Annotated in this window: 17 protein-coding genes and 1 other RNA gene; 5 read left to right on the top strand and 13 right to left on the bottom strand. The window is 44.5% G+C overall.

The window, feature by feature from the left end; translation table 11 throughout:
- Positions 1-17 precede the first annotated feature (17 nt).
- From OH463_RS00895 to OH463_RS00885, 3 genes are all read right to left on the bottom strand, one after another.
- Positions 18-1469 (bottom strand): MATE family efflux transporter, encoded by a 1452-nt coding sequence (locus OH463_RS00895; RefSeq protein WP_269990302.1) that lies wholly within the window; start codon positions 1467-1469, stop codon positions 18-20.
- A 63-nt stretch (positions 1470-1532) separates the two neighbouring features.
- Positions 1533-1952 (bottom strand): CBS domain-containing protein, encoded by a 420-nt coding sequence (locus OH463_RS00890; protein ID WP_005446643.1) that lies wholly within the window; start codon positions 1950-1952, stop codon positions 1533-1535.
- Positions 1953-2296: 344 nt separating this feature from the next.
- Positions 2297-3916: an NAD(P)/FAD-dependent oxidoreductase gene (locus OH463_RS00885; RefSeq protein ID WP_005446641.1), complete on the bottom strand. Its 1620-nt coding sequence runs from the start codon at positions 3914-3916 to the stop codon at positions 2297-2299.
- A gap of 232 nt (positions 3917-4148) precedes the next feature.
- Between OH463_RS00885 and fdxA the strand changes: the two genes are divergently transcribed.
- Positions 4149-4472, top strand: a complete 324-nt coding sequence (gene fdxA / locus OH463_RS00880) for a ferredoxin FdxA (protein WP_005431654.1) — start codon at positions 4149-4151, stop codon at positions 4470-4472.
- 90 nt (positions 4473-4562) lie between these two features.
- Here the strand turns inward: fdxA and OH463_RS00875 are convergent, their stop codons facing one another.
- The 5 genes from OH463_RS00875 to OH463_RS00855 all read right to left on the bottom strand — a co-directional run bounded on the left by OH463_RS00875 (position 4563) and on the right by OH463_RS00855 (position 12250).
- Positions 4563-5297: an RNA methyltransferase gene (locus OH463_RS00875; RefSeq protein ID WP_050921139.1), complete on the bottom strand. Its 735-nt coding sequence runs from the start codon at positions 5295-5297 to the stop codon at positions 4563-4565.
- 183 nt (positions 5298-5480) lie between these two features.
- Positions 5481-8234, bottom strand: coding sequence for a cation-translocating P-type ATPase (locus OH463_RS00870; protein ID WP_047513164.1), 2754 nt, complete (start codon positions 8232-8234; stop codon positions 5481-5483).
- 860 nt (positions 8235-9094) lie between these two features.
- An RNA gene (gene ffs, locus OH463_RS00865) (signal recognition particle sRNA small type) lies at positions 9095-9191 on the bottom strand.
- 143 nt (positions 9192-9334) lie between these two features.
- Positions 9335-11332 carry a GGDEF domain-containing protein gene (locus OH463_RS00860; protein ID WP_009698326.1) on the bottom strand — a complete coding sequence of 666 codons (1998 nt, stop codon included), beginning with the start codon at positions 11330-11332 and terminating at the stop codon, positions 9335-9337.
- Between the two features lie 174 nt (positions 11333-11506).
- Positions 11507-12250, bottom strand: coding sequence for a hypothetical protein (locus OH463_RS00855; RefSeq protein ID WP_005446632.1), 744 nt, complete (start codon positions 12248-12250; stop codon positions 11507-11509).
- Between the two features lie 273 nt (positions 12251-12523).
- On the opposite strand from OH463_RS00855, the gene OH463_RS00850 reads away from it, so the two are divergent.
- Complete coding sequence (locus OH463_RS00850) at positions 12524-12826, top strand: DNA base-flipping protein (RefSeq protein ID WP_005446629.1); 303 nt, start codon at positions 12524-12526, stop codon at positions 12824-12826.
- Between the two features lie 34 nt (positions 12827-12860).
- On the opposite strand, the gene OH463_RS00845 is transcribed toward OH463_RS00850, so the two are convergent.
- A complete protein-coding gene (locus tag OH463_RS00845) occupies positions 12861-13295 on the bottom strand; it encodes a YbaY family lipoprotein (RefSeq protein WP_005446628.1) in 435 nt (144 codons plus the stop codon).
- 167 nt (positions 13296-13462) lie between these two features.
- On the opposite strand from OH463_RS00845, the gene tesB reads away from it, so the two are divergent.
- Positions 13463-14323, top strand: coding sequence for an acyl-CoA thioesterase II (gene tesB / locus OH463_RS00840; RefSeq protein ID WP_005446627.1), 861 nt, complete (start codon positions 13463-13465; stop codon positions 14321-14323).
- A gap of 57 nt (positions 14324-14380) precedes the next feature.
- Here the strand turns inward: tesB and OH463_RS00835 are convergent, their stop codons facing one another.
- Positions 14381-17431 carry a cadherin repeat domain-containing protein gene (locus OH463_RS00835; RefSeq protein WP_269990300.1) on the bottom strand — a complete coding sequence of 1017 codons (3051 nt, stop codon included), beginning with the start codon at positions 17429-17431 and terminating at the stop codon, positions 14381-14383.
- Between the two features lie 330 nt (positions 17432-17761).
- Positions 17762-18229: an Lrp/AsnC family transcriptional regulator gene (locus tag OH463_RS00830; protein ID WP_017188345.1), complete on the bottom strand. Its 468-nt coding sequence runs from the start codon at positions 18227-18229 to the stop codon at positions 17762-17764.
- A 145-nt stretch (positions 18230-18374) separates the two neighbouring features.
- On the opposite strand from OH463_RS00830, the gene OH463_RS00825 reads away from it, so the two are divergent.
- A complete protein-coding gene (locus OH463_RS00825; protein ID WP_009698329.1) occupies positions 18375-19469 on the top strand; it encodes a PLP-dependent cysteine synthase family protein in 1095 nt (364 codons plus the stop codon).
- Between the two features lie 73 nt (positions 19470-19542).
- Here OH463_RS00825 and OH463_RS00820 read toward each other — a convergent pair whose 3' ends face one another.
- Complete coding sequence (locus tag OH463_RS00820; RefSeq protein ID WP_005446621.1) at positions 19543-19860, bottom strand: DUF1244 domain-containing protein; 318 nt, start codon at positions 19858-19860, stop codon at positions 19543-19545.
- 202 nt (positions 19861-20062) lie between these two features.
- Between OH463_RS00820 and OH463_RS00815 the strand changes: the two genes are divergently transcribed.
- Positions 20063-20638: a porin family protein gene (locus tag OH463_RS00815; RefSeq protein ID WP_101961153.1), complete on the top strand. Its 576-nt coding sequence runs from the start codon at positions 20063-20065 to the stop codon at positions 20636-20638.
- Positions 20639-20740: 102 nt separating this feature from the next.
- Here the strand turns inward: OH463_RS00815 and OH463_RS00810 are convergent, their stop codons facing one another.
- Positions 20741-20938, bottom strand: a complete 198-nt coding sequence (locus tag OH463_RS00810; protein ID WP_009698330.1) for a type II secretion system protein — start codon at positions 20936-20938, stop codon at positions 20741-20743.
- Positions 20939-21078: the final 140 nt, after the last annotated feature.

Below are 21078 nucleotides of genomic sequence, written 5' to 3'. Positions count from 1 at the left end.
TGATGAATTAAGCAAAATTACGCTTTTTCTTCTTCCAAAGCCGTTGCGACTTCGTCGATCAATACCGCGTCATGCGAACAGAAAGGCTGAGTGTTAACACAAGTAATCGCAGGGTCTTCTTCAATAATGTCTTCCCCAAAGTTCTGCATCAGATCTTTGATGTGCTTGTTCAGTACTACCAGTGCAAGTAAACCAAATACAATCGTACCCACCGCTTGTCCATATAGCACACCAAGTGCGCCATACCATTGAGCCCCAAAGTACACAAATGGTAATGTACCAATTGTCGCTTTACCCAAATTCAATGCCGTTGAATAAAGCGGTTTACCAAGGTTGTTAAACGAGGTATTCGCAACAAATAAAGTGCCATTGAATACAAATGTGATAGCAACGTAAGTGCAGAACGCGACAACAATAATCGCGGCATCCCCCGTCAAACTAAACATAGCGACGATGTAATCTTGCAAAACATAAAGCAAGGCACAAACACCCAGCGTGTAAATAGTGGTAACCAACAAAGAGTCTGTCAGTGTTCGCTTCACGCGGTCCATTCGCTCCGCGCCAAAGTTCTGCCCAATGATAGGACCAACCGCACCAGACAATGCAAAAATCACAGCAAAACACACTGGTGTTAAACGCCCTATCACCGCAAAGCCTGCGACAAAGTCCTCACCGAATTGAGCAATATGTGTCGTTACAATCGCGTTGCCAATTGGCGTTGCGGTATTAGTGATGATTGCTGGAATGGCAATCGCCAAAATCGGCTTAAGGTTATTTTTGAAGATATCGAATGTTGGAAAGGACACCAACTGATGCACTTTCACCAGTGGATAAAGGGAGAATGCCAATACCGTAAAACGAGCAATCACCGATGCCGCCGCCGCACCTTCCACGTTCCATTTGAAGACAAAGATAAAGAGAGGATCAAGAATCGCATTAACGATACCACCAGCCAACGTGGCCCACATCGAGCGTTTAGCATCACCAGCAGCACGCAAACCTGCACCGGCTGACATACCTAATGCCAAAATTGGCGCACTTGGTAGAAGAATGTTGAGATACGCTTCAGCACGCTCCGCTGCAACTCCTTCCGCACCAATGGCTGCGAGTAATTCGGGAATGTGGATGAACATACCAATGGTAATGACCAAGCTGATCATAAAAGCCACCAGCATGATGCTACCACTGGTCAACTTCGCTCGTTCGAAATCCTTTGCACCGATCGCTTTGGAAACTAAAGCGCCCATCGCTATCGAGGTACCTATCGATGCTGAAGTTGAGAAGAAAATTAATGTTCCCGCGAAACCAACCGCCGCAGCCAACTCGACCTGCCCCAACATACTGATGAACAACATATCAAGCAAATCGACGACAAACAGCGCCATTAAACCCACGGAACCCGCTCCGGACATCACCAGAATGTGGCGCATGGTTGAACCTTGGACAAACTTTGCGTCTTGCGTAGACATATTCTTCCTCAACGACAAAAAGACGCCGTAGCGTCTTTCGTCTTCATACTTATTGTTTTGTAATTAAACGGGGTGTTTGAAACATTCGTTCAGCGTTTTTCCTATCGCTCTCAGCACATCGCGTCTTGTAATCACACCGACGAGTTTCTCTTTATCATCTACCACAGGGTACATTTTTGGCTTGCCTATTTTCATCATGTCGGCCAACTCAATGATCGACATATCCGGCGATACAGACAAAACATCATCATGCATACACTCTTCTACTGTGTGCGTGTCCTGACAGTGATAACTGGCTTTAACGAGTTTGTCCAAAAGGTCTTGTTCAGAAAGGAATCCAATGACTTTCTCGTTTTCGTCGATAACAGGTCCACCTAGAGTAACACTTTGCATCACCTTGTCCAAAGCCGCCGTCAACGACATGTTCTTGGTGAATGTCACTGCCTGTAACGTCATGTAATCTTTAACTTTTAGTGAGTGCATTCTTATCTCCTTAGCGGCACATTTTTGCTGCCTTTAAGATAAGTGTCGTCTAATTTCTTGATTTTACTAAATGGAAATTAGCAATTTTATCCATAGATTTAGTCTATCGATCTCTAATCGAATCAATACATAAGACAAAACAATAGATGCTCAGTTGCATATTTATATACCATCAACACCGCCCTCAGCTCGATGAATAACCATGAGAATATAAAGCATGAGAAGAGGTTGGATAAGTAACCAGTCGTTCAGAAATTTAAATGAGAAATAACTAGCTATGCAGCAAAGACAAAAAAGCCAGCCTATGATCGGGCTGGCTTTCGACGTTATATCACGCGATTAAATTATGCATTTTCCAGTGAAGCTACGATGTCACGCGCTACGGCTTCCGCCACTTTGATGCCATCAATACCCGCAGAAAGAATACCACCAGCATAACCGGCACCTTCACCCGCAGGGAAGAAACCTTTTAAGTTAATGCTCTGGAAGTCTTTGCCACGCTTGATGCAAACTGGAGAAGACGTACGTGTTTCAACACCTGTAAGCAAACCATCTTCTGATGCAAAACCTTTGATCTTACGATCGAATGCTGGAATCGCTTCACGAATCGCTTCAATAGCAAATGCAGGTAGCGCTTTTGACAGGTCAGTCAATTTGATGCCCGGAGTGAACGATGGCTCAACATCACCCAGTGCGCTTGGATCGCGACCTTTCAGGAAGTCACCAATTTTCTGTGCTGGTGCGTCGTAGTTCTCACCACCGAGTGTGTAAGCGCCCGATTCCAGTTCACGTTGGAAACGGATGCCTGCTAGTGGATCGCCTGGGTAATCTACCTCTGGTGAGATACCGACGACGATTGCGCTGTTCGCGTTACGCTCCGCACGAGAGTACTGGCTCATGCCGTTCGTTACTACACGACCTTCTTCAGAAGTTGCCGCAACTACCGTACCACCAGGGCACATACAGAAGCTGTAAACCGTACGACCATTCTTACAGTGGTGAACCAGTTTGTAGTCTGCAGCACCAAGAATTGGGTGACCTGCGTTTGGACCAAAACGCGCTTCGTCGATCATCGACTGTTTATGCTCGATACGGAAACCAACAGAGAATGGTTTCGCTTCCATGTAAACGCCACGGTCGTGCAGCATTTCAAAGGTATCACGAGCACTATGACCTACCGCTAGTACTACGTGACGAGATTTGATCTCTTCACCGTTTGATAGCGTTACGCCTGTGATTTGACCATCTTCCATATGCAGATCGTCAACACGAGTGCTAAAGCGGATCTCACCACCTAGCTCGATGATTTTCGCGCGCATCTTCTCGATCATGGTAACCAGTTTAAAGGTACCGATGTGCGGCTTACTTACGTATAGAATTTCTTCTGGGGCTCCAGCTTCAACAAACTCAGTGATCACTTTGCGACCGTAGAAATTTGGATCTTTCACTTGGCTGTAAAGTTTACCATCAGAGAAAGTACCTGCACCGCCCTCACCAAACTGTACGTTCGATTCTGGGTTAAGTGTACGCTTGCGCCAGAAGCCAAACGTGTCTTTAGTGCGCTCACGTACTTCTTTACCACGCTCAACGATGATTGGGTTAAAGCCCATTTGAGCCAAAACCAAACCCGCAAAAAGACCACAAGGACCGAAACCGATCACCACTGGGCGCTCAGTTAGGTTCTCAGGTGCTTTCGCCACGAACTTGTATTCCATGTCAGGTGTTTGGCGAACATGTGGGTCTTTTTCAAATTTCGCTAGCAACGCTTCTTCATCACCTTCAACGATGATGTCTAGCGTGTAGATAAGATGAATATTGGTTTTCTTACGAGCATCGTAGCCGCGTCTAAAGACATTAAAAGAGATAACTTTCTCAGCAGCAATGCCAAGCTTTTTAGTAATCGCGTCCAATAGCGCGCCTTCCTCGTGATCAAGAGGAAGTTTAATTTCATTAATACGAATCATGTGATGTCTCGTTATGGTAGGTGTCTTAGCCAGAACTGCTATTTTCTCCTCGTTAATATCAAGGGTGAAAAAGCAGTCAGCTCACAATGGCGCGCATTTTACGAGAAATTGAATTGTCTGTCATACTAAATCCAAGTTGCGCGGCGGAATTAATGTAGCGAATGTTGAATTTTGCCTTGGGATGAGTATTATCCCCATTCTTCAATTTTGACTAACTTAAGAGCTGATTATCATGGCGTTTGTCGTAACCGATAACTGTATCCAATGTAAATACACTGACTGTGTCGCGGTATGCCCTGCTGATGCCTTCCACGAAGGTCCAAACTTTATGGTAATCAACCCGATTGAATGCATCGATTGTGGCTTGTGCGTGGATGAATGTGCCGCAGCCGCCATCTTCCAAGAAGACGAGCTACCAGAAGATCAAGTGATCTACAAAGAGCTCAACGCAGAGCTTGCGGAAATCTGGCCGGTACAAACTGAAGTGAAGCCAGCAATGGATGAAGCAGAAAAGTGGAACGGCGTGCCAAACAAGTTGGACATGCTAGAAAAATAAGCGCATTAAAACGAAAAAAGCGTAATGAACCTCAACTTGAAAAAGTCTGGCTCGTTACGCTTTTTTTGTATCTATGATTTGTTGATGCGATTAGCTGTGTTGACGACGCATGTTGTCGAGAATAATACCTGTCGCCATTGCCACGTTTAGCGACTCAGCACCACCAAATGCTGGAATAGTAATCTTGTCAGTCACAAATTTAGACGCCGCTTCACGCACACCATGAGATTCGCTGCCCATCAACAAAATACCGTCTGCTGAGAATTCTGTCTTGTGCACACTCTCGCCTTCAAGGAAAGCGCCATATACTGGCAAGTTTGCCTCTTCTAAGTAGCTTGGTAAATCCACTAGGCTAACTTGCACACGACCAAAGCTACCCATGGTTGCGCTGATGGTTTTTGGGTTGTATGGATCGGCACAATCTGTGCTCGCGATGATGTGCTTGATACCGTACCAGTCTGCTACGCGAATAATCGTACCTAGGTTGCCCGGATCAGAAACGCCATCCAATGCGATCATCAAGCCTTTTGCCTGAGGCACTGTTACGTTTGGAATTTCAACCACAGCAATGGCTGCGTTATTGCTGACCAGGGTACTTGCCTTGGTTAAGTCATCAAGTGACGCTTCAATACATTCGAAACCGTTTAGTTCTTGGCTGTGCTGCTCTAGAAACTCAGCAGTCGCAAAAATCTGCTTTACCGTGAGCGAGCTGTTCGCTAACTCCAGTACGTTCTTTTCACCTTGAACCAGAAATAAGCCGTGCGCTTTACGCTGCTTCTTTTGACCTAAAGCACGCAGCAGTTTTAGTTGGTTTTTTGAAATCATGAAAATATCCCAGATGAAAGTTGGTGAAGTACCAGATGAAAACGGGGGGATTATAGAGTAAACCTTCGCACAGCTAAAGAGATGCCTTGCTTGAGAGAAAAGAAAAGCCCGCCAAGCTATCACTCTCGGCGGCCTTTAGGTCTCTGTCACTTCCCTATACTGCAAGAATCGACATCACCATACTTAAACGACTTTGGTTTTCGTCATCTCTTTGATACCAGACAAAATGAACGTTGGCAGTGAAGACACTAATATCACACCAAATAGGTGACCAGCACTCAGCGCCTCGGTATTAAAGATAAGCTGACCAAGACTCGTGTAAATAACGCCAAGAGACAGCATTGCTGATACTGCGACTGCCCCCAGTAGGTATTTGTTGGTGAATGGGTTCTTACGATATAGCGAGTTAAACGTACGCGAATCAAACAAGTGCCATAACTGGGCAAAAATCAACATTGCGAATGCCATTGTCTGTGCATATTGAGCGCTTTGACCGCTACTCAATGCCCAGTTGAACGCCAAATAACTCATTCCGCCTAATGCTAAACCACGCGTCACAATACGTGTACCGAGATGGTCGCTGAAGAAACTTTCGTTACGCTTGCGCGGCTTACGTTCCATCAAGTCTTTCTCTTCTGGCTCAACACCCAACGCCAAAGCAGGCAAGCCGTCAGAGACTAGGTTAATCCAAAGAATCATCAATGGCGTGAGTGGTAGAATCGCCTCAGGTCCCATCATCAAGAAAGCAAATAAGATAACCGACACTTCACCCACGTTCGCTGTCAGTGCTTGGCGAATGAACTTACGCAAGTTATCGAAGATCTGACGTCCTTGGCGCACGGCTTTCACGATCGTACTGAAGTTGTCATCCAGAAGGATCAAATCGCCTGAATCTTTGGCCACCGAAGTACCGGTAATACCCATCGCAACACCAATGTCAGCTCGACGAAGGGCAGGTGCGTCATTAACGCCATCACCCGTCATCGCTGCCACTTCATTATTGTGTTGCTGAGCTTGAACAATACGCAGCTTGTGTTCTGGCGTCACGCGGGCAAAGACTGCCACTTCCGGGCAAATCTTACGCAATGCCTCATCGTCCATTTCATCCAGTTGTGCTCCCGTTATAACCAAGTCTTTTTCACTGCGGATAATGCCGATTTCGCGTGCAATTGCCGCTGCAGTGAGTGCATGGTCACCCGTGATCATTACCGTGCGAACGCCAGCGTTGTAACAACTCTCTACTGCATCTCGAACCTCTGGACGCGGTGGGTCCATGATTCCATACAAACCAAGCACGGTCACATCTTTCTCTAGCTCAGCAGGATCACGCTTTAGGTCATCCTCTGTCAGCTCTTTGTAACCCACCGCCAAAGTACGAAGCGCTTGCTCTGCGAAGTCCTGAATTGCCGCTTCATAATTCGCGATGACCTCTTCTGCTGGACTTGCCGCTAACGCAAGGCTACCTGTCGACATGGTTGGAGCTGTTGGTAGCTCACCACCATCAACCATAAAACCAGAGGCATTACGCAACACCACATCTGGCGCACCTTTGATAGCGAGGAAGTGCTTACCATCAGGTCCTTTAACAATCACTGACGCCATCTTACGTGCAGAGTCGAATGGGAACTTCTCGACGATAGAGTAACCGCCTGTTGATAGCATGTCTGATTGTTCCAGACCCGCTTTTGCCGCGGCAACAATCAGTGCACCCTCGGTTGGGTTACCACGCACTGACGAATTATCACCATCTTTGATGTATTCCGCATCATTACACAGGGTCGCAACTACCAAGCCTTTCATCATTTCTGGGCTTTGCTTTGCATCAACCGTATGACCTAGAGGTTTGAATTCCCCCTCAGGGCTAAAGCCTTTGCCCGACACTTCCCAGTAACGACCACTTGCATCGTACGCTTTCATTACCTGCATTTGGTTTTGTGTCAGCGTACCGGTTTTATCCGAACAGATAACCGTGGTTGAACCGAGCGTTTCAATCGCAGAAAGCTGCTTCGCCAATGCGTTGTTCTTCACCATACGTGTTGAGCCCATGGTCAACACAATTGAAATAACCGTTGGTAGACCTTCTGGAATTGCTGCTACCGATAGAGAAATACCCGTGTTGAGGATTTCGAGCCAAGGCATACCATGGTAAAGACCGATACCACAAACCACAGCAACCACACCCAAAGCCGCAACCATCAAGGTCTTCGCGATGGTATCCATACGTTCTTGCATTGGTGTTTTGGTTTCTTCGGTGTTTGCCATCATATCCGCAATATGACCGACTTCCGTCTTCATGCCTGTGCTGACTACTACACCTAAGCCTGTACCTGTCGTCACAATCGTGGTCATAAAGCCCATATTACGCTGATCACCAAGACCAACGGTTTCGTCTTCAATCACCTTGACGATTTTATCAACCGGCTCAGACTCACCAGTAAGCGCAGCCTCATCTACTGCGAGACGGTTCGCTTCGATGATACGCACGTCCGCTGCGAGGATGTCACCCGTATTAATCTTTAGGATATCGCCTGGCACAATGTCACGCGCCAAGACATCAACCCATTCTCCATTGCGACGAACTTGTGCGGTTGGGGCTGCCATTTCTCGCAGTGCTTCCATGCCCTTCTGAGCTTTAAACTCTTGCCAAAATGCAATGATGGCATTGATGAAGATGATCACAGTGATGGCAATCGCATCAACTAGGTGACCAGTGAAGAAGGAAACAATCGCACCAATACCCAGAATGAAGATCAATGGGTTCTTAAATTGGTGTAGAAATAGCTCAAGCGCAGATTTGCCTTCTTGCTCTTGTAGCTCATTTTTGCCGTGTTCAGCCTGACGCTGTTCTACTTCTTCCGAAGTCAGACCTTGCTCAGTTGATACATTAAATTGAGTCAGTGTTTCTTCAACCGACTCAGTAAACCACTTTTTAGTCATGGGGGTCTCCAAAAAGCATTCAAGCGACATCAGTACAATTTCAAACTGATAAAAAGCATTCGCTGAATAGAATTGAGTTAAATCACCTCGCTCGTCACCTTTGCACCGTTTATTTTCATTTTGAATATTTATCAAGAATCTATTCAGTGTTATGTCAGCGAGTAAAAATAACCTACCCGAACCAATGAATACTTGTAATTAACTTTCAGCCCCGAAAAAGGCGAATGCGGACGAATCTTTGACCCCAATCAATCTCAATTTTATTTTGTCATACAAAAAATAAAACAAGTGTAAAAGATCATGAATAAGACCCCGAATAGACGGAAAATACACTTCATATTTCCCGAAAAGTGTAATTTTTCTACAGATTAATTTTCTTAAAGATTGCTAACAAATCTAACAAGCAGACAAACTATTCGAATAAACAGGAACGAGAAGATAAAAGAATTGCTAACAGAAAATAATGATGCGAGCACTGTAAGAATATAAAGACTTGCATTCATCGGTAATGAATATTTATTTTCTGAGCATATTCTGGGAAAAATGAATAACGCGGGTAAAAGCGCGACTTTAGATTCCTTACCATAGAATGAAGCTCGTCCATGTATACCCAAGTAACCTCGAGATGCTTGGTTCCGCGAGAATGACTTGGTTTGAAGGCGAGGCAACAGTTTGAAGATCTAGTGGTTCTAAATCGAAAATTGTTAACGAAGCATGCGAACCAAGGCAACTCGCCCATCGGGAGCGTGTCACTGAAGCAACTTGGGTATAGGTACAGAAATCAGGGTATTGAATGGCTCTAAAGTGCAGAAGATAAAAACGAAAAAGCCCCGCTGTATAAGCGAGGCTTTTAAAGGGTGGGACCCCAGCCACATCCCGGCACACAAGTCACACGCTGCGGCTGCTTCCTTCCGGACCTGACCGAGTTCACGAGCTATTGTTGCGAGAGGACCAGAGCCCCATAATTCTTGCTTTGAGAGCTTGTCTCAAATGATGTGAGGATTATTCAGCATCGCCTCTCGGATTGCAAGGGCTAAAGCGACGAATTTGTCCTTTTCACTTCCGTTTGGACAAAACTCGGTCAATTCAGTCTATTAAAGCTAAACCATACAAGGGTTTGCTTCATTACAATTCCGGGAAGCTTGTTTGCTCGAATACATATCTTCATCTGCTAAATGCAGCGCTTGCTCAAGACTAACGCTTCGCTCTCGCTTGGCGGAAACACCCACAGAAATGGTTACCACATTCAAACCATCAGATTGTTCGTCTTTGACATCCAGTGAACTCAGTTCTTCAACCGCTCGACTTAACTGAACCTCAGTAGGATAGCCAAGCAAAATAAACTCATCACCACCAATCCGATAACTTCTACCCGCCCACACACGATGTATTTTGAGCGACAGCAATTGCAACACTTTATCTCCTGCTCGATGTCCAAACGTATCGTTGATTTGCTTGAAGTGGTTAATATCGAGATATAAGACCGCAAGATCCTTTGGTACACCCTGTCGGTACTTAAGTTGTAACGAGCGTCGATTTCTCAATCCAGTCAAGTTGTCAGTGTTTGATTGACGATATAGGTACAAGCTGACACCAACCGCAAACACCAGCACAAAAACAAACACAGCTTGAGTCTGCGTCGCCAAACGAACTTCATATTCTAAGGCGGTTCGCCAATCTGGTCTTAAGTCATACTGAGCAACAATTTTCTCCAAATCTAGCATGGAGATTGCTCGACTAAAGTATGGGGCGAGAATTTCACCACGCTGATTGGTTGTTAACCCTATCGACAATTCCGATTCGTAAAACTCACCAATCGCATCGTCTTGTTCGATTGGAATTAACTCACTCAAACGTAAGAAATGATTCAGCATAGCGGTGTCCATCGCAATGTAATCAATCTCTCTGGCTAACAAGGCATCTAATGTTGCTTGCTGAGAATCAAATCGCTTTAGTTCCTTTAATGGCAGCATTTGGGTAAGCATTTGATCAAAAAAGTCATCTTTTACCACACCAATACGTTCAGAAATAAGCTGAGAAACATGGGAATATACGTTGGGCTTGTAGCCCAAGCGTTTCACCATAACCGACGTTGGTTGGTAATGAGGTTGAGGGAAGTAACTGAAAGCACGTCGTTCTCGACTGATGGTCAGTGGCGCTAATAAATCGAATTCACCTTGGATAAATTGGGCGTACATGGACTCCCAACTTTCATCAGGCTTGCTGATAACCACACAATTCAAAGCCAAAATTTTACAGCTTTTCATTACGACGTCTGCTGTCATCCCTTCGATAGAGCCGTCCTCTTTATAAACCACGTAAGGAAAGATGGATTCAAACTTGATAGTAAGAGGCTGCTCTAAATCGATTGGCAGTCGTTTGATAGATTCACGCAATGCTGTCTGTCGAAGTTCAAACTGATATAGCGCAACTTGTTCGCGTAAATGCTTTTGTACCGATTCATCGTGAATAAAATTGGCAAACGTCGACAACTCATCAAGATGTGATCCTTTCTGGCTAACAATAGAAACAGGCTTGATGGAGATTTGGTCATTAAGAAGTTTGGCATCAAAGCCTTCTAGCAACATAGGTTTGAGTTGATTGATAGCATCTACTACCCCATCAACTTGACCAGAACGTAGCAGTGCCACCGCTTCTTCATGCCCTTGATAAGGAACTTGAAGCAACTCAGGGTAGTTTTGTTGAATAAGCTCTGCATAGATGGTGTCTTTTGGTACCCCAACAACACTCGCTTCACCTAAGGTCGCGTCATTCAAACCATACAGATAAGTATATTCAATGTTAGTTGGACGTGAATAACTGAACTTCAGTGCACGTTCTGAGGTGTAGGTGATATTCGCAGCAAAGTCGCTCTCACCGTTCGCAACAGAATCCAAAATAGCGTCGAAACTCGAGTAATTCACGTACTGGATCGAAACACCAAAATGTTCTGCTACTGCGTCAAATAACACGCGAGTAACGACATCATCCGCCTCTGTCGCTACCTTATAATTAGGGGCTTGTTCCGGTTCTGCTTTGAGGCTCAAACTCAATAGAAAGCAAGCAAAAACCAACAGCCTTTGAACTACTTTAACCATGACAAACGTTTCTAAAAGGACCCTTCATACATATTGAAGGTAGGATTGAATTTTTATTATTAAATGCACAATAAATATGAAAGGCCGAACATATAACATTCGGCCTATTATTTCATAAACAAATCAAGAGTCTGCCGCACGGGTCACTATTTACCCAGAGCGACTACAACTATTTCATAACTCTGCCTGCTCATCGCTACTACGTAAGATGTAGTCCGTCATCCAAGCCGTTCCGAGCAAACAAATCCAAACAACAAAGACAGGGTTTGGTACTTCAATGTTTGGGCTAACGACTAATGCAGCGAACCCTACGGTCGGCAAAGTCCAGCAGAGCAACTTACCCCAACGCATCGAATTTCGAATCTTAGTTAACGCCTCCATAGAAGCCAGAATTCCCGTAATACTTAGTGCGACAAGCACAGCATAAGGCAAATCAGCTAACCACAGTGGCAGCAACAACAGCAATGACCACCAACTGTGTTTTTCTGAAGGTTTCCAATGATTTGCTGCCCACCACATGACTATCACTGATAAGGTTTGTACCACTGTCAACCACGCAGAGCCATCAAGCTTCCCGGCTTGTTGTGTCACCATAATGCCTACTTGTAAGGTCAATACAATCAGACCAGCGGTAAGCAATACGCCTAGTGAACTACGACGTGAGAACACGACCATTAATAGTGGGAATAGGATCAAAACGCCCACTGACAATGCAATCGGCTGCATCGACAGAGTGACACCATAAACGGTCATGGCACCGAGCAGAATCAAACCGGCAATTCCTCCTTGTGGCAATATCCACAGTGCGGGAATCATTAAGGCGAGAACGGGGATCTCTCCTTCGCTCAAACTGATGGCACGAGCACACACCACGGCAAGAAGAGTCGTAATAAGAAATTGAAGTGTCGAAAAAATCATAGCGCCTCCTGGCTTCCCCAACCAACTTGGTAACTCAACGGCATGTCAAACTGGGCATTAAAAGTCGTTGAGCGGGTCTATATGTAAACTAAGCATAAGCTTGTTTTTGTATTTCCAACTTACTCTGAGAGATCACTTGCAGCTCACAAAAGAAACAATAAAAGGCGGTGAAGAGAGATGAGCGACAAATGATGTTAAGGAGCAAGAACTGATAGCGAAGTACAAGTCTTGTGTATTACCATTCCTTGGTAAACAACAATGGACACTTTCAGTATGGACCAATTTTTAATGCAAATCTTTGCTGTAATTCACCAAATTCCCACCGGACGTGTTTCTACTTATGGTGAAATTGCCAAAATGGCTGGCTATCCGGGCTATGCAAGGCATGTTGGTAAAGCGTTAGGTAATCTACCCGAAGGCAGTAAACTGCCATGGTTTCGTGTCATAAATAGTCAGGGGAAGATTTCGTTGAAAGGTCGCGATCTGGAAAGACAAAAGCAAAAGCTTGAAGCTGAGGGAATTGAAGTGTCTGAGATTGGAAAAGTCTCGCTCAGAAAATACAAATGGCAGCCTTAATGGCTGCCATTTTAACAATCAGTTGGGCTAACGATTAACGAGTACCAACAAGACGAATGTTTGCTTGGTGCGTTTGTTCTGCATCTGTAATGACAGGAATGCTTGTGTCATTAATAAAGCGCAATTTACCATCCACTTCGATACGAGCACGTAGGCTGTAACGGTGGTTTGGTTTGATATCGTTGCTGTTGTAGCTCAGTTCAAATGCCAAAGGTACTTGTTTACCTTCTGTCTCGAATGTTTGTTTCGCTAGTACTTTAGCTGGGGCATCCGCAAGAGAAACATCTTCTAGCGCAACCGTAACGACTGCGTGCGGAGGCAGTGCAATACGCTCGCGATAAGCCACTGTACCTGTAATTGTCTTCATAGACGCCTCAGCTGATTCCATTTCTGTTGTTTGAGAAGTTTGGCAACCCACTAGTGCAGCACCGAATAGTAAAGAAGTAACAAGTAGTAGTGTTTTTTTCATAGTTTCCTCAACGGGTGTATCAATTCGCGCTAAGTATAGAGGGAGATTATTAAACTGTCTGCTGTACGCTTATCTATTTGACAATAGTTTGACTAAGTTAGAAATTATCAAACAGTTGATTTTGTTTCATAATTGAAGCAGCAATAAAAACAAGGTGAGGAGACATCATGAGTAAACCACTAAGAGAATTGCTCAGCCTACTACAACTCGAAAAACTAGAAGAAGGCTTGTTCCGTGGTCAAAGCGAGAACCTAGGTTTACCTCAAGTTTACGGTGGCCAGGTTATTGGACAGGCATTATCTGCTGCACGTTACACTGTAGAGGACGCACGCACAGTGCACTCGTTTCACAGTTATTTCCTCTATCCTGGCGATCCAGAGAAACCAATCATCTATGACGTAGAGAACCTACGTGACGGGCGCAGCTTTAGTACTCGTCGAGTCAAAGCGATTCAAAATGGTCGTCCTATTTTCTATCTAACGGCGTCTTATCATGGCGATGCTCCTGGTTTTGATCATCAAAACACCATGCCAGATATTCCTGGACCGGAGAATTTCCCTTCGGAAACTGAGCTTGCCAGCCATATTGCAGAGTTCTTACCCGAGCGTTTACGCAAAACATTCTGTGGCGAAAAACCTATCGAGACTCGCCCAGTCAACATCGTAAACCCATTGAAACCTAAGAAAACTGAAGCGAAACAGTACCTATGGATTCGCGCCAATGGAGAAATGCCAGAGAACCAACTGATTCACCAATATCTCCTAGCTTACGCGTCGGATTGGGGCTTCCTAACAACGGCACTTCATCCACACGAAGTGTCATTGATGACTCCGAACTTCCAAGTGGCAACCATCGATCACTCTATCTGGTTCCACCGCCCGTTTAAGATGGATGAGTGGTTGCTGTATGTAATTGAAAGTCCAACCGCCAGTAACACTCGCGGTCTAGTTCGTGGGGAAATCTACAACCAACAAGGTCATCTTGTTGCAACGGCCGTTCAAGAAGGTGTGATGCGCTTTACCAAATAGCTCTTCTCACAAATTGGGACTAAAAAAGGAGTGCTTATGCACTCCTTTTTATGTCAGTTAGTTTTTTTGATATTCAAAAGTAACAACAGACCACTCGTACAAGCTGTCTGGAGGGCCGTACTCACCTTTATGATAAATCACACCTGGTTCCGCGTATTGCCCCCCTTTCTTAGTGGCCAGAAACTCGCGATGTCCACGTCGGTACTGAATCAATGGGCTGACTATCTCGTATTTGGTTCCTTTTTCAAGCTTGCTGTCATCAATAACCAAATAACGAGTCATACGAAAGGTTGCACCGGTTTTACAATAACCTTCCGCTGAATAGTCGATCGCTAAAAATGGGCGAGGATCATTAGGATCCAATAATGCAGCACGACAGCCATCAAAACGAGCAATATGCATCCACACAGCTCGCACTGCCATTGGGTCATCATTATCTGTTGGTCTCATCAGCAACAGGGCAACTTTACCTTCGCCATTCTCAACCAATTCAGTATCTGTAGGCTCTCGTAAGAAGCTCGCTCCCATAATACCAAATTCACTTTCTTTTAAATTAGCGAATTGTTGTGCATTCAATTCACTACCAACGACCGTTTGACCACCTGTTAAATGTGTGTACTTATCCGCCACACCAGAAGCAGAGAGGTTGAGTGCTACTGTTACCGGAGTGTCACTCATCTCTTTGTAATCGCGGGTTTCTTTCTCAGCAATATTAATTTGCACAGCGCTACTAGAATCATAACCTTTTAAGGTGATAACACCGCGTGAAGGATCTAGTGACGCTATATTTTCGCGTCTGGTGTTGTGTAGTACGTAACTGCGCTCGCCAATTGCTCGACCAAAATCTAGCACCACTTCTTTGAAGGGTTCAAACTCTACCTCTTGGCGAAGTACAGATAAACCAGGGTGATCGGCTTTGCCTATTTTCCCCTGATAGCTGACCTTTTTAGTTAGGTAGTTACGTCCTGTCAGCGTGGCTTCAACCGTGTAATCTCCAGCATGCAGTATCGTTAACTCGCCATTGTTTGAAGCCATTTTTACAGACGGATCTGATTGGTTGATCAAGCGATATTCAGCTTTGACACCATCACCGTTTAAATTAGGTTTTAACTTGTCACCAGAACCATATGTCGCTTGTGGATAGGTAATAGTCGCACGGCTCTCAATCGGTTTAACGGTAACAGCAAAGCTTGCTTGTCCAGCGGAGTATTGCTCATTGCCCACATCAGACACGACAATTCTTGTGCTGCCAGCATTCAGAATTCGCATTTCACCTGAGTTAGGGTCTAATGAAACCACATCGGTTTCTGAACCTTCAGCAAACGCATAGCTGACCTGACCAACCACTCCTGAAATTGTCGGTTTGGCTACCGATGGTTTAAGCGCGTTCCAATTAACTTCGACATCAGAGCTAATCTGGATTCGACTCGGTGCACTCAATATGGTGAAGGTTACCGTTTGCTCTGGTCCCGCGGTATAGTTCTGACTCTCTTTACGACGTAACGTTAAGGTTGTCACACCCGCTTTATACACGTGAACCAGACCATTCGCGATGGCATCAGCAACACTCGGCTGGGTATTGTCGAGAACTTCAATTCCATCGCCAGAAGCGAGCAACTCAAAATCACGTAATAACTGGAACTGATGATTTGTGCTGTATACAACCTCATAGTCTTTCACAGGCATTGCTGAGCCTTGAGCCTTGGCGACATTAAGAACGACATCAAACTGAGTCGATTGATAATACTCACCACCATCATCTTCAAAGCGCAGCGTATAGCTGCCTGCTCTATTTACATAGATTTTACCGGCAGCAATTTGCAGCCCTTCAGGAATAGAATCAACTAAACTGAGTTTGCCTTTCTGACCAGCAAACTGCAGTGGAACTGTTAACTCATCTTGATAAGTGAGAGCAATTGCAACATCTTCCATGTCTGGGTGCGGTGCTGGAGCAATATCAACCGTGATTTGAGTTTGCGTATTAGGAAAATTGCGTATTTCTCGCTCAATAATGTCGATTTTTGCTTGACCGACACCTTGTATGATCAGAGCGTCTCCATTTGGGGATACACGAACAACATCTTGCCCTTCAGCCACATCAAAATAGTAGTCGCCCTTTGCATTGCTAACGAGAGGATACAGCGATTGGTTAGTACTGTAGTTTGCAGCGATATTGATAGAGTTGAGCGGCTGACGCTTACCTTTGGCAACGTTCACCACAAAACGGGCTGTTTGTTGCTGCTGAACAAAACCTTGGCTGTATGTTGCCGTCGCCTCTATTTCGACCTGCCCTGCGTTATGAATCAACAGTAAACCGGTGTTCTTATCAAGAATTTCAACAACATCGGATTGGACGTTACTGTCAGCAAGCTTAAACGTAAGACTCTCAGTTTCAACGTCATCCAGTCGAACTGGTTCTAGCGTTAAACCGTCCCTATAAACAGGGCTTAGAGGCGCAAACTGTAATTGTTCAGCACCAACTTGGAAAACATGGACATTGGCATAAATATCGCGCGCTTGGTAATAATCATCTCCCGTATCGTGAATACGGATTCGCGCCTGACCTTGCGCTCCAATAGCATACACGCGACCATTTTGGTTTACGCGAACCAAGTGCTCATCACCATCAACCACTTCAAAGCTTATTTGGCCTCGTTGACCACGAACAACCAATAACTCACCGTCTTTATTCAATGCGTTCAAATTGAGTTCGTTGACCACTAAATCGGGGTTAGTGCCTTTGCTCACTGTCACAGTGAACTCTGCCTCAGAAGACTCATAAATCGAGCTGTTATCCGTCGCTTTTACCTTCGCGATGCCAGGGCGCAGAATCTGCAATTGCCCAGATTCATCAATTTGGACCACATTAGAAGGTGTTGAAGAGAGAATTTGGTATGTGATCGTGCCCTGCACATTGCTCATCGTTGTATTAAGAACGTGACCAACGCCATCAAAGGCAAGCGTTGTGTCTTCTACCTTTAACTGAGCACGGCTTTGCTTGGTCGTTTGAGTTGAAGAGTTTGAATTATCGGGTTTGGAATCACCGCCCCCACCACCGCAACCTGCAATAACAACAGCGAAAAACAAGAGAAAATAATATTTTTTCATTTTTTGTAATAATTTCTTACATCAGGAATGTGGCGCGATAATAATACGATGTTTTATTCATCACCACCCCCATTTGGGATTAATTTCATACCTATCAACCCCGAAATACATTCATAAGATCCATAAATTGCCGACAATTTTCGAAAACTTGCAAAAATAAAAGACAAGCAAACGTTTACCTTACGTTAAGTTATTAAATTAGCGATAATAAATATTGGGTTTTCAACAGGTTAAAATATAAGCACCAAATCACACTTTGAGGTGCTAATAATTGTAAGAGGTAAAAGAAGTGAGCCCTAAAAAGGCGCTCACGGAGATGTGAAAGAGAAATTAAACGCCATAAATTGGTAGCTCAGTAGTGTACTTTATCGGTTCCATAGCAAAGGTTGATGTTACGTTGGATAAACCTTTTACACTGTTCACCAATCGTTTATAGAACTCATCAAAACACTTCATGTCTTTGACGACCACTTTCATCATATAGTCGTATTCTCCTGCCATACGATAGAACTCCATCACTTCAGGGAAATCACTTACGGTCGTCACAAAATGGTTATACCACCCTTCTGAGTGATCACTGGTTTTGAGCTGCACAAACGCAATGAAGGATAAATCTAACTTCTCCGCGCTCAGTAGCGCGACACGCTTTTCAATATAGCCTTCATCTTCTAGCTTTTTTAAACGCTTCCAGCAAGGCGTGGTCGTCAGATTAACTCGCTCAGCTAAGTCATTTAATGACAAGGTTCCATCATTTTGGAGGAAAGAAAGCAACTGCTTATCGATTTTATCTAAGCCCATTACTATAAAAACCCTTTAATGCAGAAAATTTTTCTACTTTTGATAAATAACAGAACAATAATAGCAAAGTTTTTCTCTGCAGTTATAGGTAGATTATCCCTATAGACAAAAACAACTACCCTACAGAATTTCGAGGAGTCATGTTATGTGTACTGACCACAACTGGATCAACAATGCTGTACGCAAAATCGAAGCAGACTTTCAACGCTCAGCAGATACCCACTTATTCAAGTTAGATCTACCTTCTTTGGAAGGCATCGATATCTACTTAAAAGATGAAAGCACCCACCCGACAGGCTCACTAAAGCACCGCTTGGCACGCTCGCTGTTCCTTTACGCGATTTGTAATGGTTGGGTTGGTCCAGAAACCACGGTGATCGAAGCATCATCAGGCAGTACAGCGGTTTCTGAAGCGTACTTCGCTCGTCTTCTTGGCTTACCATTTATTGCGGTGATGCCAAAAACGACGGCACGCAAGAAAATTGAACAAATCGAATTCTACGGCGGCAAAGCGCACCTTGTTGACCGTTCAGACCAAATTTACGATGAGTCTCGTCGACTAGCGAAAGAGCTAAACGGTCACTACATGGACCAATTTACTTACGCTGAGCGCGCAACTGACTGGCGTGGTAATAACAATATTGCGAACTCTATTTTTAGCCAAATGGAGTTGGAAGATCATCCAATCCCAAGTTGGGTTGTAATGAGCCCAGGTACAGGTGGTACGTCGGCAACCATTGGTCGCTTTATTCGTTACCAAAAATACGACACAAAACTGTGTGTGGTTGATCCAGATAACTCGGTATTCTATGACTACTTCCAGTCTGGCAACGCAGAGATTAAAGGCGAAAACGGCAGCAAGATTGAAGGTATCGGTCGTCCACGAGTAGAGCCTAGCTTTATCGCAGGTGTGGTAGACGAAATGCGCAAAATTCCTGATGCAGCAAGCGTAGCAACAGCACATTGGCTGTCTGGCTTAATTGGTCGTAAAGTTGGCGCGTCGACAGGCACCAACCTATATGGTGTTCTTCAGCTTGCATGTGAGATGAAACAACGGGGTGAGACTGGCTCTATCGTAACGCTTCTGTGTGACTCTGGTGAACGTTACCTAGACACTTACTACAACACGGATTGGGTAAAAGAAAACATCGGTGACATTCAACCTTACCTAGCACAGCTTGAAATTATTCAGTCAAAAGGTTGCGTTGAACCAGCATGTTGCGGTCCAATCACTGAGTAAAACTCAGACGCCAAATAAAGAAACAGCCCGCTCAATCAGCGGGCTATTTTTTTATCTGCTTAATACAGAAAAATCACTTCTTCTGGCGTGCTTCAAATGCAGCCAATTGCTCTGGCGTTGCTTTAGGTTGGTGGTTCTGTTTCCATTCATCGTAAGTCATGCCATAGACACGCTCACGAGCATCATCGATATCGATATCCGCACCTAGTTCTTCAGCTTCTGCTTTATACCATTTGCTAAAGCAATTGCGGCAGAAACCAGCAAGGATCATGAGATCAATGTTTTGCACGTCTTTATTTTCATCCAAGTGAGCCAACAGGCGACGAAATGTCGCTGCATCAAGCTTGTCTTGCTCTTCTTGGGTTAGATTTTTGTACTTGAATTCAGCCACTTTACTTTCCTTTTATTTATCTCGCAGTTCATAGCATAGAAATGAGTGAGCGTGATGAGTCTAAAATTTGCGTCATTACAACAAATTTCCTTGTAAAATCACGCACTCACCCAAAAGACTGATATGATAACCGCCAGTTATCTTATTGATTAAATTAATACTAATTCTAAAAACGGTCTTTCACAAAGGTTATCGCCAAGTTATGAAAAACGCCATCCTATTATTATCTGCATTGACCATGAGTCTGCCAACTCTCGCTACTCAAGAACAAACTCACCAATCTTATTTGTACCTTGGAACTGGTAATGTGGGCTTCGACACGCCGGAGTTTGGTTCTGATCGAGACAGTGGTTGGTCAACACCTCATATTACAATTGGCTGGGGCTACAACGTAAACCAATACCTTGCGTTTGAGGGTGTGTTGCGTTATTCACAAAATGAACTTAAGAATGATTCTCTTAAGACAGATTTAGACCTTCATTACTACCAAGCAGGTATGTCAGCCGTACTAACAAGCGATAACTTGGGTGATACACCATTGTCACTATTTGGTCGCGTGACCGCATTGGGTACTCAAGCAGAAATGTACATTCCTGATGTTCAAAAAGTCACCGATGACTCTGGCGCGCTATTCAACGTTGGTGCAGGTATTCACTGGGACATGAGTAAAGATATTTGGCTTCGTGCTGAGTACATCTACAATGTGGCAGATATGGGCTTTGATAACTTTTATGACAGCTATGAAGGTGTCCAAGTAAGCTTAGGTAAACGCTTTTAATCAGACTTTCCCAAGCTTATATTACGTTCAGAATTGAAGACAAAAAAACCGAGGTCATTACCTCGGCTTTTTTGAATTTATAGCACGGAGTCACCAAGCAACTTATTGTTCAGAAAACTGACCAGCGGTGTCTTGCTTCACATGACTACTGCCTTGACCCGCATCCAATGAGGTCAAAATGTTTTCTTGGCGATCTTGAATCGCGCCTGTTAACTGCGGTAACGCAGTTGTCGCTAATAGCGCCATTGCACCAGCAACTAAAACCATCTCAACCATGTAACTGCCACGGAATTTTTTCAAGGGAACACCTCAATAGTAACGCCAGCCAAAGTATTAATCCTCAGATACATTGCCTGCCAAGACCCATCATTCGGTCAAACACGATGAGCGAGTCCTGTGCCCCTCGAAGAAGTGGCGAAATAATAACCAATAATTATCAT

Source organism: Vibrio sp. NFR (genome assembly GCF_027587095.1).
Taxonomy (GTDB): Bacteria; Pseudomonadota; Gammaproteobacteria; order Enterobacterales; family Vibrionaceae; genus Vibrio; species Vibrio harveyi.
Note: the sequence above shows the minus strand (reverse complement) of the source record. Positions and strands in the feature narration are given on the sequence as shown.

Coding starts and splice junctions, on each gene's coding strand:
- OH463_RS00895 (WP_269990302.1), bottom strand. CDS start 1,469: ATGTCTACGCAAGACGCAAAGTTTGTCCAAGGTTCAACCATGCGCCAC.
- OH463_RS00890 (WP_005446643.1), bottom strand. CDS start 1,952: ATGCACTCACTAAAAGTTAAAGATTACATGACGTTACAGGCAGTGACA.
- OH463_RS00885 (WP_005446641.1), bottom strand. CDS start 3,916: ATGATTCGTATTAATGAAATTAAACTTCCTCTTGATCACGAGGAAGGC.
- fdxA (WP_005431654.1), top strand. CDS start 4,149: ATGGCGTTTGTCGTAACCGATAACTGTATCCAATGTAAATACACTGAC.
- OH463_RS00875 (WP_050921139.1), bottom strand. CDS start 5,297: ATGATTTCAAAAAACCAACTAAAACTGCTGCGTGCTTTAGGTCAAAAG.
- OH463_RS00870 (WP_047513164.1), bottom strand. CDS start 8,234: ATGACTAAAAAGTGGTTTACTGAGTCGGTTGAAGAAACACTGACTCAA.
- OH463_RS00860 (WP_009698326.1), bottom strand. CDS start 11,332: ATGGTTAAAGTAGTTCAAAGGCTGTTGGTTTTTGCTTGCTTTCTATTG.
- OH463_RS00855 (WP_005446632.1), bottom strand. CDS start 12,250: ATGATTTTTTCGACACTTCAATTTCTTATTACGACTCTTCTTGCCGTG.
- OH463_RS00850 (WP_005446629.1), top strand. CDS start 12,524: ATGGACCAATTTTTAATGCAAATCTTTGCTGTAATTCACCAAATTCCC.
- OH463_RS00845 (WP_005446628.1), bottom strand. CDS start 13,295: ATGAAAAAAACACTACTACTTGTTACTTCTTTACTATTCGGTGCTGCA.
- tesB (WP_005446627.1), top strand. CDS start 13,463: ATGAGTAAACCACTAAGAGAATTGCTCAGCCTACTACAACTCGAAAAA.
- OH463_RS00835 (WP_269990300.1), bottom strand. CDS start 17,431: ATGAAAAAATATTATTTTCTCTTGTTTTTCGCTGTTGTTATTGCAGGT.
- OH463_RS00830 (WP_017188345.1), bottom strand. CDS start 18,229: ATGGGCTTAGATAAAATCGATAAGCAGTTGCTTTCTTTCCTCCAAAAT.
- OH463_RS00825 (WP_009698329.1), top strand. CDS start 18,375: ATGTGTACTGACCACAACTGGATCAACAATGCTGTACGCAAAATCGAA.
- OH463_RS00815 (WP_101961153.1), top strand. CDS start 20,063: ATGAAAAACGCCATCCTATTATTATCTGCATTGACCATGAGTCTGCCA.